The sequence below is a fragment of the Nostoc sp. JL34 genome (genome assembly GCF_017114945.1).
In the GTDB taxonomy this organism is placed as follows: Bacteria; Cyanobacteriota; Cyanobacteriia; order Cyanobacteriales; family Nostocaceae; genus Nostoc.
Genome location: NZ_JABXKQ010000076.1, coordinates 44,013 through 55,833, shown reverse-complemented (window position 1 = coordinate 55,833; position 11,821 = coordinate 44,013). Strand labels below are relative to the sequence as shown.

Sequence of the window (11,821 nt, the reverse complement as noted above, 5' to 3'; positions counted from 1 at the left end):
GCGGACTAAGGAAAAATTGAGGGCTTGAAACCTACGAAGGTGGGTAAAGTCTCGTGTAGACGAGGTTTCTAACCGCCCTTTAGACTATAAGTTAAACTGTTTCTGGATCAATGTTTAATTCTCATAACTTCGCGGCCATGCGCGATGCCTATTCCCTAACTCGTCTCCTGAATTTGCAAACGAATAGTGTGTTCAGTCGCACCACTAAGTTGCAATTCCATGATTTCACCACCTAGAGGTTCCAAGCAAGTGAGGAGCGATCGCAAGTTGGGTGTACTTGCGCCAGTATCTACATATAATCGATCTGCCAAATTGCCGATCCGTTTCCAAGTCATATACAATTTAGCGATCGTTTGTTCAATCTGCGATGCTTGATTTACCAAATCAGCAGCAATGCTCAAACAGCCGACTCTTTGCGCTTCTTCTAAGGCTGTTTCAATATCAACATCTTCCTTTGTCAGCGCCTGAACTTGAGCCGCCCCTTTGAGATATTTGGCTAAGTTACGCGCTTCAGTAGTTACTTGTTTCAAGGTATCCACATCAGGATTGGCAGCTATTTCTTTCTGGATAAACTTTTGGTGCGATTCTGGCAGTTTTTCCATTTCCTTCACCAGTGGGGCAATGTAGCGTGGGGGGAGGGTGTTATCTGCTGCTTTTTCTTTAACTGCTTCGGGTAATAAATCTGAGGACATAGCTGTCCATTCATCGCTGAGTTGACGCACTTCCCGCCTAGTGATGCGATCGCCTTTTTGGGCGGCTTCACTCACCATCTGCTGCACTTCTGGGGATGCTTTGGAGGTTTCCACAAAAGCCCGTTTACTGAAGTTGTTCACAGATCCGGGGTCAAGTTTACCGTCTTCGATGAGAGTATCGGCACTATTCGCCAGTTGAATCCAGGCATAAGCTTGACTTTTGCTGATTTCCCGCTCTTTTAGCCATCGGAGAAAGCCAGTACCGCGTCCGTCACCACCCACTTTCTCTCTGTCGCGGATAGCTCGTAAAATTCGCCCCCGCCAGATTTCAGTTTGCAAATCAAAGCGATCGCATACCTGCCAAGCAATTTCGAGCTGCTGTTGAAAATCTGACTCTAGAATCTGTTCATCTTCTGGATCGGGCAGTTCAAAGCTGATATCTGCTGGCTGTAGTAACGCAGCAGCAAGGTCGTTGATGGAGTCGGTGTCTTGCACGATTGATGACTAACTAGTGGATGCGATCGGCTTATTATGCCACAATCTGTAGACTATCACTTAAGGGGGAGTGCGGTATTTTGAATTACAACAAATATAGTAAGAAGGGGTAAACCACCTCAGTGAGGTTTTTAATTGATCGGAGACAATAAAAATAAAACGATGAACCAGGTAGACTACCTCCGCATTAGCTTAATTGATCGCTGCAATTTCCGTTGTCAATACTGTATGCCGGAGGGAGTAGAACTGGACTATATTCTTAAGCAACAGCAGTTGACTGATGAGGAGCTGCTCACCTTAATTCAAGAGGTATTTATTCCATTAGGCTTTAATCGGTTTCGTTTGACTGGAGGTGAACCCTTATTGCGTCCACGTGTAGTGGATGTGGTAAGCGCGATCGCAACTCTCCCCCAAACTCAAGACCTCTCAATGACCACCAACGGTTTTTTGCTGGCTCCGATGGCGCAAAACCTATATAATGCTGGTCTACGACGAATTAATATTAGTCTGGACTCTCTTGATCCCGACACTTTTGACCAAATTATCGGTAATCAGGGGCGTTCTCGTTGGCAACAAGTTTGGCATGGCATTCAAGCTGCTCATCACGTCGGATTCGACCCACTGAAGCTGAATGTGGTGGTGATTCCAGGCGTTAATGACCACGAAATTCTAGATTTAGCTGCCCTGACAATTGACAAACAGTGGCACGTTAGATTTATTGAATTTATGCCTATTGGTAATGTGCATTTGTTTGGCGATCGCGGTTGGGTATCTTCAGCCGATTTACGGCAACAAATCCGCGATCGCTGGGGCTTGACAGAATCCCAAGTTCGTGGGGCTGGGCCTGCTGATGTCTTTAAAATTCCCGGTGCGAAGGGGACACTAGGATTTATTAGTCAGATGTCAGAATGTTTTTGCGATCGTTGTAACCGGATGCGCCTGAGTGCTGATGGCTGGCTGCGTCCCTGTTTATTGAATGAAACTGGTCAAATAGATTTAAAAACTGCTCTGCGTTCTGGTATGAGCACCACTCAATTACAAGAGCACGTCAGGCATTTACTCGGAATCAAGCCAGAAATTAACTTTAAAGGGCGCGATTCCGGCATTTTAGGTACATATACACGCACAATGTCGCAAATTGGTGGTTAGTCATTAGTCACTGGTCATTTGTCCTTTGCAAATGACTAGGGACAAATGACCCTTCGGGTGACGCTCGTGCCTCGCTAACGCTAGTTGCTCATGGGGGAAACCCCCATCGCCTTTGGCGTCTCCCTTTGGGAGAAGACCGCACTAGCTCACTAAGGACAAATGACTATTACGCTTGTCGTGAGTAGTACTCAACCACAAGTAGTTCATTAACTTGTAATGCCACCCATTCTCGTTCAATAACGCTGTTGACTTTACCAACCAACTTATTTTTGTCAAACTCCAAATGACTGGGGAGGTTTGCCAAACCGGGATATTGCAAGTTAGCTTCCACCAACTTCCGTGATTGTGCCCGATCTCTGACCGCAATTACTTCACCAGGACGGCACTGGTAGCTGGCAATATTCACCACACGACCGTTAACAGTTACGTGACCGTGATTCACCAGTTGACGAGCTGCTGGGATAGTTGGGGCTATACCCAAACGGAAAACGGTATTATCTAGGCGCATTTCTAGCAATTGCAGCAGCACTTGTCCGGTAGAACCAGTAACACGCCTGGCTTTCCGCACATAGCGTAGCAATTGCTTTTCAGTCAAACCGTAGTTGAAGCGGAGCTTTTGCTTTTCCTCTAGACGGATAGCATACTCAGAGCGCTTTTTGCGGTTCTGACCATGCTGACCAGGTGGGTAAGCGCGTCTAGCGCTTTTACGAGTCAATCCTGGTAAGTCGCCCAAGCGACGGACAATTCTGAGGCGTGGCCCTCTATATCGGGACATGAGTTTCCTTAATCTAATCCTGTTTAAACTTTACTTAGACATTCCATTTTGACATTCCCCTGATCAAAAATCAGGAAATTCTTGGTTTTGCGAGGCTGCTTACCTTGGTATGACGGTTCTTACCAATGTAGAGGCATCTTCTTTGCGCCAGTTGCTTTATAGTCGGTAGAGCCGACGCACTGGCTTCCAAGCCTGAATTCCGACGTGCCCCGCCGTACTCCTGCCAATAAGTTTTTTGTGTTTATTTAGTTTCGTAGGCTACTCAATCATCAGATTGGTTTACGCAGTATTCTTACTCTGAAATACTTTTTACGTTGCCTACTTATCTTTCAAACAGTTATATTAACACAATTTTCGACATAATTAATTATGTCTATACTTTACTCCCGCCGAAATTCTTTGATTACAGAGGATTTTTAAGATATTTGAGTTAGCATAACCTTGGGTGTTTGGAGAATGGCAATATCAATGAGCAAAAAAGTGGTTAGCAGAGGTAAGAACAAACAAGGCAGTTCCACCTCCAGGATTCTAACAGTACCAGTTTTGGCTATAGCTGGATGGTTGACAACAATCTTGCCTAATGTGGCTGTTGCTGCCTCCTACAGCAACGATTATAGTGTCTGTGCTGGTCGCCTTCTGAGCGTAGGCATAACGGCAGAAGCGGCATCACAAGGTTGTGCAAAGGCACTGCGTCCAACAGATTTGGCTGGTTGCGTGGCTAAAATTGAGAAGCAGACCCAAATTGCCGCAACAGATGCGCTTTCTTCTTGTGGGAAGGCCCGGCGTCCTGAGGAGTTAGCTACTTGTGTAGTCGGTGTCAGTTCTAGTACTCAGGAAGCAGTTAATCCCGCAGCTTTAGATTACTGTGGTCGTAGTTTGTTGCCCGTGCGCTTTGGTCAGTGTGTGGTTGGCTTGCGTAGTAAAATCGACCTTCCTCCTACCCAGGCGTTGGATACCTGTATCGATGCCAGTGACACCGTTATCGGCGCTTCATCTTCGTCTACACCACCGACTATCATTCCAGCCGGATCAAGTCCAAGTATCGAGACTACCCCATTTCCAACGCAACCCCTCGTTCCAGCCCAGCCCTAATTGAATTCCAAGGATGCTAGGTTGAAAGTTAATTAGTAGGATGGGCATTGTCCCACCCTACTATTACTGGAACAATACTATTCGGATAAAACTCGCTATAATTGCCTTCTACTTACATATTATACAAACTGAATATTTAACAATACAAAAGTCACAAGCAATTTTGTGACTTTTGTACTACTAGTAAAGTATTACAATGTAAATAGATCAACCATACCCTTACTCTTAAGCAAGGGAAAAGATCAGTAAAAAGTTTACTTTGTCAGCCTTTTGAATTTCGCGTAATGGCACTAGCACAGCAAGGCGGAAGTGAACCACCCATCTCAAATAAATGAAACCCTTGCAGTAGCGGTACTAGTCTTCTCTTTCGCCAAAAGCAGTCTGTAAAACCACTGCAATACCACCGTCTTGGTGATATTTATCTGCCCAGGCACGGATAACTTCATCCAATTCTTCCATAGCCTGCTCCATTTTTTCTGGGAGGATATCAAGTTCTTCCAGCAAGCGCATGGCATTTCGTCGCCGTTCTGCCCAATTTTTCATCATGCGGAAATACCGAGCGGTATCTTCAACCATGATGTAGGTACGTTCTTGATCGTCTGCTGGGGCATAAAAAGGCCGGGTAAGAGCGTAGAAGGGCATTCCCCAAGGAGAATCAATGCGTGTTACCGTGCCTGAATAAAGCAGACGGCGCTTGATATGCTCACCTAAGGCTTCGCTCAAAGGCATTTGGTGTTCGGGTGGCAAGTCTTCTTGCGATCGCCTGTGCAAAAACTCGATCAAATCCAGAAACTCAAAAGAGCTAACTAACTGGGCATCAGGGAGATTACTTGGCAGTTTCTGCTCAATTTGTCTTTTTTCTTCACTTGTCAGACTGCTACCAGGAACGCGCGATCGCCCCGGTTGCCAAGGATACTTTTCTAGCCAGACATAAGGCAATTGAATCAAATAGCGCGGTTCTTGAGAACCCAGCATTTTTAACAGTTTGCCTTCTGTTAGTGCCTGTCTGACTTCTTCTACAATAATTTTTACTCGTTTCGGCTCTAGGTGGTGCAAATGCCCTGTCATCCGCAGGTTTTGTCCCTGCTCTAGATAGGTCATGTAAATTGCACACTTTGCTGCTGTTGCGGCTGCGTCTAAAAATGCCCCATGCCTGTGCCCACTCGTCCGCATGGCACTAAAAGCCAGATAAAGCATGATCTGATCCATCGCACTGGGGTCAAGACGTTTGATCAGATCTATGTCGTTACTCATATTACAGACAATTGAATAGCACGTTTACACAGTTTTTAATCGAATGAAAATAGGTAGTATACACCTGGCTGAAGGCAATGTCTTTACTTCAGACTATATTAGTATGCGATAACTACGAAATCGGTGGTAGCCCAAACTACCATTTTCGCATATTTTCTGGGACAAAAGCAGATTCGTTTGTTGTTACTATAACTGTCTCTGCATCTGACCAGAAAATTACAGACATCACCGAGTTCAGCTTGACGGCGGTTTACATCCCAAAAGTCAAATGTGTGGCAACTAATCTACAAAGCCTTTCGGTTCTCTGGGATTTTTCTCATCTTTCAAGAGCAACAACGTCAAGCTGCTTACACCTAATTATGGCACTATGCCGACTCGGAGTAAAAACTAGTTTGCGCGGTTCATCTGGGATATCTGTTACTAGAAAAAGATGGTTTTTTTCAGCTTTGGCGAATTATTTGTAGTACACAGGTGACTAAAAATAATTGGGAGTGATCTAAAAAGAAATCGCTTACCAGGTGTAGCCACATTTAGAGGTTGAGCCACACGGCTCGTTGTGAACAAGATGAAGTTCACAACCTCCAGTGATGTCTCGGCAGTATCAGCCGTTGGCTTGAGAGAAGATAGTAGACATCAAGTAGATCAATTAATTCCAATTTCAAAATACCTGTTGCTTTTTCAAATATCGTTCCTTATCATATCATTAATTTTTAGTTTGGGAATAAAAATATGGATTTTAAAGTTGATAAATAATGTGTTTTTAAATATTTTATCTTTTGGCTAAATCAAGGTTTGATGATAATTTTAGACTTACTCCTAAATCAAGCCTGATTGATATTTTTATATTGATGATTAGACACAGAAAGGCGCGATTAATTCCGATTGAATCGCGTAGCTATAAGGCTTTGTTGAGCGTGCTAAGAACTAAAAGTTTAGTTACTAACCATACATATAATAAAACATCTTAGATTCCATCTGATGATTATTTAGAGACTTTTTTTCGATAAATTTATATTTTTTTCATGAAAGAATTTTAAATTTTCATGATTTAACTAATTCATTAGCTACTTCAAAGGATGTTTTTACCTCGCTGTTTTATATATTTGAGAGACTTGAATTACGTAGATAGTTTGTTGCTATAACAAAGAGGAGAATCCGCAGTAGGCTATGATATAAGCTTCTTTCTCTGGGTGTCTGGGCGATCGCAGACTAAATTGACTAGTAGAGAACGACAGAAATAAAGATACCATTTCACCAAACACAAGAGCATGGAAATGAGTAATTTTGGATTCAGCCTTACCCGCAGGGGTTTTCGTAGGATAAAGGTACTAGCTGTTTCACGAGCGATCGCTCCATATATTCATGTAGCTACAATAGTCTTTGACGCTTAAAAAACGGGTTACTCTAAACATTTCTCCTACTTCTTGATCTTCTAGTTCCAAAATGTGCTGCAATGGTCTTAAATCTTTGCCAATCTCCTATCTAAGCAAGTACTCGTACTCAATTGATCGAGTCAGTACTACTCATACTGCTTATATATACGTGTTTTCCCTACCTGTATCAGGCTAAATCCCTAAAAATATATTACAAATCAAGTTATAAGAGAAGGCAGGAGGTAGGCAGTTCCTCCTGGAGGAAAGAATTATGAATAAAAACTTAGTTCTGAGTTATTACCCAGTTTAAAAAGAAGATACTGCTACCAGAGGCGCTCTTGGTAATACAAAGCGTCCACAGCCTAAGTCCCAGTAAAGGTGGGTTCCTCCTGAATCTAGATTACTGCTCGCTCATCTATTAAATGTTATCTGCACCTATACAGCAGTCCTAAATCATTCGTGAAAACTTAAATCCCCGACTTCTCAAAGAAATCGGGGATCTTGTTTCTTACAGATAATTTAGAGAAGTTACAAGTGTGTGCATTAGCGTCAGAACTGATGCTGAGAGTGATGGGAGGTAAAGTAGCTCCCATCACACCGAAACTGATTGAACTCGCCATTTAATTCGTCGGACTAGAGGGTTTAACCTGATTTCGCATTGTTTCAAAGCTGAAAGCAGCCGCACCAAAGGTCACAAATAACACTCCCAGAATTTGCACAATATCCAAATTTTCTTGAATGATTAACCCAGCGAAAATCACGGTTAAAACTGGGATGCTACCACCGATGAGCGCCGATCGCGAGGCACCTAGTTTACTAATACCAACATTGTTGAGCAGATAGCCAGCAAGAGTCAGCACACCCAAAATAAACGCACTTAAAACCAGTTCCAGCATCTTAGAGGGGTCAACTACTACCAAGTTCCAACTGCTTGGCAAAGGTAGCATCAAGCAGATAAAGCTCAACAACAACATGGTAGCGAAGTTAATTAAAGTAAAAGTCACGGGATGCAGTTTGCTAGCACAAACCCGCGTCAGAATTATGTAGGCAGCAAAAGCCACGCCCGAAAGAATGGCGGTGCTGCTTCCCATTGAAGTATTACCTATCCCAATGCTGGGAGAACCGCTTAAAACCAACAATTCACCGCAGCAAATCGCGGCGATCGCAGCGATGCGGAATAGAGTGGGGCGATCGCGAAACAGAAACCACGACAACAGACCACTAACCATTGGATAGACAAAGAACAGTGCGATCGCCATTCCAGTTGTGACTTGAGCGATCGCAATGTAGATGAGTACCTGAGACAAAAACAAAAAGCACCCACTCACAATTGACAACACCAAAATCTGCTTGGTAGCTGCATTGGCAGGTGTGGGATTTCCTCGGACTGAAGCGGCCAAGTTTTCCAAATCTTGCCACAGTCTGGGATGCAATATAGGAGACAACAGTACCATCAGTGGTACTACTACCATAAACCGTAGCGTCAAAATTAACAGAGTATTACCCAAAGTCGGTGGTAGCAGCTGCTCTACCTCTAATACTCCAAAAATCTGGGAACCTTCGTGGAAAATTACTTTGATGGCTACGTTGTAAAGTGACGATACTACTGCTGATAAGACAATCAACAAGAAACCAATTTGCAGGGGCGAAAAACCGGAAGAATTAGGCGATCGCGATTGTGAGGGTTTTGCTTCCGCCTGTGGTTCTAGGGCAGTGGTAGATGAGGATTTAGCTTTGCTCTGCGATTCGTTCTTACGGCGGACAGAAAGTGGTTCAATAGGAATCTTTAGAGAAGGTCGGATTGTTCTCGGCTGTAGTACAGCTGGGATCGCAGGCTCTGATTTCGTTTCGTTTTCTGGCGATTCCTGATTGAGGACAGAAATTGGCTCAGTGGCATTGTCTTTTGGTGGGGGAACTACAGCCGCAGTAGGTTCTGATGGCGTTTCCCTTGACGACAAATCCTTGCTGGGAGAAGAAATTGGATTTGCGGTGTTTTCTTTAACAATCGGCGGCTCTAATGTCGTTTCCCTTGCCGACAAATCCTTGCTGGGAGAAGAAATTGGATTTGCGGTGTTTTCTTTAACAATCGGCGGCTCTAATGTCGTTTCCCTTGCCGACAAATCCTTGCTGGGAGAAGAAATTGGATTTGCGGTGTTTTCTTTAACAATCGGCGGCTCTGATGTCGTTTCCCTTGGTGAAAATTGATTGGAGATCGGGGAAATTGGCTCAAGGGAATTTCTTACTATTTCCTCAAACTCTGGCAGGGATGTATCAACAGAACTATTTTTTTCTGGCTCCGTAAACTGCAAAACAGTAGGTGTACCTGCTGTTGCTGGTTTGCGTGAAGTTTCTTCTATAGTTTTTTCTAGTTCTCCATGCAGCCGATTAACAAACTCCGCTAAAATCGTTTCCCCTTGCTGCTGCTGGCTATACATCCTTGACAACTGTTGGGAAAGATTACTTTGATAGTTCTTTAGCTCCTGTTGCAGCGAATTAAAGGTAACAGTAACGGTGTCATCTAGGCTGTCAAACATGTGTTCGACTTTTTCATTGATTTCACCTACTACATTGCTACTCACTTCAGCGGACTTCAACGCAGCTTGTTCATAAGATTTGCCCTCTATGCTTTGGTTAGCTAAAGTTGCCAGAGAGGATTGCAGTTGCGAAGATATATGCTTTGCCAGAACTTCTGCCAATTGACGAATTAAAACTTGCTGCTCAGTGATTTGGCGCACTTGTTGTAAATGCTCTTTTTCCTCTACCAAGCTTTGAATCTCATCAGATAACCGATTTTTTTCTGACTGAAGCCGCTTTACGTCTTCCTGCAATGCTCTGAGGACATTCTGCTGAAGATTTTCTAAATCTTCAACTACAGCCCAAAGAGCATTTTCTGCTGCTCTAGATAGCTCGCCTCTGATTCTCGGGTTTTCTGGTTGCTTCTCGAATCGCCCCATTAGCTTCTAACCTCTAACACCTTGACGATAAAGCTGCTTCCCGTACACTTTATTGGCGGTCATCCTAATTTCCTGTATTTTGTCAGATAAATTAAAAATATTAACAGCACTTCCGCATTTCAACGTAATTCTGTCATACTGGACACAGGTTGGCAAAGCATCAAGTTTGCCCCACGGCTGACTACACCGTGTTCTCTTCAACATTGACAAGTATTTGGCCATTCGATTTGGGATTTTGGAATTTAGAATTTTGGAATGATCACCACGACTGGAAGTCGCTTGAGCTAAGACTTTTTTGTTTTTGGTCAGTTTAATTTTCATCAATTATTTGCCAATGAGATTTTTACTTTTAAAGAAATCTCACTCCAAATAAATATTTATTGTTTTGCTGCCAATAATAATGTCAAAGACTTGCAGATGCGTGTGCTATTGCCACAAAATTGTCTGACTTGCGAAACTAACTGCAAATTTGTGTGGAATGTAACTTGTGTGACAGTTTACATCTCTAAATGGAGATTAAAGTATCTTTCTGTGGAAATTCAAAGTTACGCTATCCCCTGCACAACATTCTAAATGAATGAGCAGCAATTCTGCAAAAGCACGCTTTTTTGGCGTTGTTGCAGTCTATGTTTTACTTTGAGTAAATTGCAGTAGAGGAAAATATTAATAATTCTTAGAAAAATAAAATCCGGGCGATGCTAAAGATGGCAGCGCTAAGGCCAGCACTCACAGGGATTGTAATTAGCCATGCGGCGGCAATACCTTTTAGTGTTTGAAACTTAATCGACTTGAAATTTTGCACTAGTCCAATACCAACTACACCACCGACAAGAGCGTGAGAGGTGGAAACTGGTAAACCTAGCCGGGAGGCGATGAGAATGGTGGTAGCAGTAGCCAGTTCGGCACAAAATCCACTACTAGGTTGCAAGGCAATAATGTTTTCGCCAATGGTAGCGATGACTTTTTTACCCCAGACGGCTAAACCACCAACAATACCTGCACCACCAAGGATTAAAATCCAAAGGGGGATAGTAATACCATCAATAGGTACGCTACCAGTACGATTGATGTAAACGATCGCAGCTAAAGGAGCGATCGCATTTCCTACATCATTAGAACCATGAGCAAAGGCTACAAAGCAAGCACTTAGCAGTTGGAATCGGGCGAATAATCTTTCTACGGGATTGGGCATGGGGCATTGGGCATTGGGCATTGGGTATTGAGTAGATTCTTCCCCTTGCCATGTTGTCTCTTTGTCTGCCAATTGTCGCCAACTAATGATTGTGAGTCCAACTGCTGCGATTGCACCTGTTAACAGGGGTATGTCATGAGAAGGGATTGTAAAACCAACTTGCTCAATTACAAAATTGGTTAGCGGTTCTGTGAGTGATGGTAATACAATCACGCCGAATACACCTAGCAGCAGAGTACTCAACCAGGGAATCCATTCTTGTAACTGCACTACTTGATTGGGTTGATCTAAAATCCAGTGCTTGATTTGACTGTAAAATAAAGCAGCGATCGCACCACTAATTAACGGCGTTAAAATCCAGCCAATGGTGATTAAGCCAATTGATGACCAATCAATTGCATCTACTCCCAAAGCTACCCAACTAAATCCAGCGATCGCACCAACAACTGCATGAGAAGAGGATACAGGTAAACCGCGTGATGTGGCAATTTGCAACCACACACCACACGATATTAGTACCGTTACCATCCCAACAACGAATATTTGGGGTGTAGCTGCGAATAAGGCGGGATTGGCAATTTTTGTGGCGAGAGTTTCCGTTACCTCATGTCCAAACAATACAGCACCCGTAAACTCTAAAACCCCAGCAATTATTAGTGCCTGTTTGAGAGTAACAGCTTTGGAACCTACAGAGGTTCCCATCGCGTTAGCAACATCGTTGGCTCCGAGATTCCAGGCGACGTAGAAAGCTAGTAGAGCTACGAAAAGTAGGGTAATAAGCATTTTATTGGGGACAAGAGGAAAGTGAGAGAGATGAGGATGAAACTTGAGTTTTTAAGGGTGAA

Annotated in this window: 9 protein-coding genes; 4 read left to right on the top strand and 5 right to left on the bottom strand. The window is 43.4% G+C overall.

All coding sequences use genetic code 11. The annotated features are described in order from the left end of the window. Positions 1–155: 155 nt before the first annotated feature. On the bottom strand, positions 156–1,187 hold the full coding sequence (locus HWQ44_RS15320) for a hypothetical protein (RefSeq protein WP_292719938.1): 1,032 nt from the start codon (positions 1,185–1,187) through the stop codon (positions 156–158). A 162-nt stretch (positions 1,188–1,349) separates the two neighbouring features. On the opposite strand from HWQ44_RS15320, the gene moaA reads away from it, so the two are divergent. Beyond that, a complete protein-coding gene (moaA, locus tag HWQ44_RS15315) occupies positions 1,350–2,336 on the top strand; it encodes a GTP 3',8-cyclase MoaA (protein ID WP_292719936.1) in 987 nt (328 codons plus the stop codon). 166 nt (positions 2,337–2,502) lie between these two features. Here the strand turns inward: moaA and rpsD are convergent, their stop codons facing one another. Beyond that, on the bottom strand, positions 2,503–3,111 hold the full coding sequence (rpsD, locus tag HWQ44_RS15310; RefSeq protein ID WP_012408407.1) for a 30S ribosomal protein S4: 609 nt from the start codon (positions 3,109–3,111) through the stop codon (positions 2,503–2,505). 468 nt (positions 3,112–3,579) lie between these two features. Here rpsD and HWQ44_RS15305 point away from each other — a divergent pair, with 468 nt between their 5' ends. After that, positions 3,580–4,203, top strand: a complete 624-nt coding sequence (locus HWQ44_RS15305; RefSeq protein WP_292719932.1) for a hypothetical protein — start codon at positions 3,580–3,582, stop codon at positions 4,201–4,203. A 354-nt stretch (positions 4,204–4,557) separates the two neighbouring features. Here HWQ44_RS15305 and hetR read toward each other — a convergent pair whose 3' ends face one another. After that, positions 4,558–5,457 carry a heterocyst differentiation master regulator HetR gene (hetR, locus tag HWQ44_RS15300; RefSeq protein ID WP_069071266.1) on the bottom strand — a complete coding sequence of 300 codons (900 nt, stop codon included), beginning with the start codon at positions 5,455–5,457 and terminating at the stop codon, positions 4,558–4,560. A 77-nt stretch (positions 5,458–5,534) separates the two neighbouring features. Between hetR and HWQ44_RS15295 the strand changes: the two genes are divergently transcribed. Together HWQ44_RS15295 and HWQ44_RS15290 are read left to right on the top strand one after the other, a co-directional pair. Then, positions 5,535–5,921 (top strand): hypothetical protein, encoded by a 387-nt coding sequence (locus HWQ44_RS15295; RefSeq protein ID WP_292719929.1) that lies wholly within the window; start codon positions 5,535–5,537, stop codon positions 5,919–5,921. 1,410 nt (positions 5,922–7,331) lie between these two features. Further along, a complete protein-coding gene (locus HWQ44_RS15290) occupies positions 7,332–7,454 on the top strand; it encodes a hypothetical protein (RefSeq protein WP_292719927.1) in 123 nt (40 codons plus the stop codon). Here HWQ44_RS15290 and HWQ44_RS15285 read toward each other — a convergent pair. Both HWQ44_RS15285 and HWQ44_RS15280 read right to left on the bottom strand, forming a co-directional pair. Beyond that, the gene (locus HWQ44_RS15285; RefSeq protein WP_292719925.1) at positions 7,451–9,784 is read right to left on the bottom strand and encodes an EamA family transporter; all 2,334 of its coding nucleotides are present in this window, start codon (positions 9,782–9,784) and stop codon (positions 7,451–7,453) included. The two genes, HWQ44_RS15290 and HWQ44_RS15285, sit on opposite strands and share 4 nt — an antisense overlap. A gap of 673 nt (positions 9,785–10,457) precedes the next feature. Next, positions 10,458–11,759, bottom strand: coding sequence for an inorganic phosphate transporter (locus HWQ44_RS15280; protein ID WP_292719923.1), 1,302 nt, complete (start codon positions 11,757–11,759; stop codon positions 10,458–10,460). Positions 11,760–11,821 lie beyond the last annotated feature (62 nt).

Coding starts and splice junctions, on each gene's coding strand:
- HWQ44_RS15280 (WP_292719923.1), bottom strand. CDS start 11,759: ATGCTTATTACCCTACTTTTCGTAGCTCTACTAGCTTTCTACGTCGCC.
- rpsD (WP_012408407.1), bottom strand. CDS start 3,111: ATGTCCCGATATAGAGGGCCACGCCTCAGAATTGTCCGTCGCTTGGGC.
- moaA (WP_292719936.1), top strand. CDS start 1,350: ATGAACCAGGTAGACTACCTCCGCATTAGCTTAATTGATCGCTGCAAT.
- HWQ44_RS15285 (WP_292719925.1), bottom strand. CDS start 9,784: ATGGGGCGATTCGAGAAGCAACCAGAAAACCCGAGAATCAGAGGCGAG.
- hetR (WP_069071266.1), bottom strand. CDS start 5,457: ATGAGTAACGACATAGATCTGATCAAACGTCTTGACCCCAGTGCGATG.
- HWQ44_RS15295 (WP_292719929.1), top strand. CDS start 5,535: ATGTCTTTACTTCAGACTATATTAGTATGCGATAACTACGAAATCGGT.
- HWQ44_RS15305 (WP_292719932.1), top strand. CDS start 3,580: ATGAGCAAAAAAGTGGTTAGCAGAGGTAAGAACAAACAAGGCAGTTCC.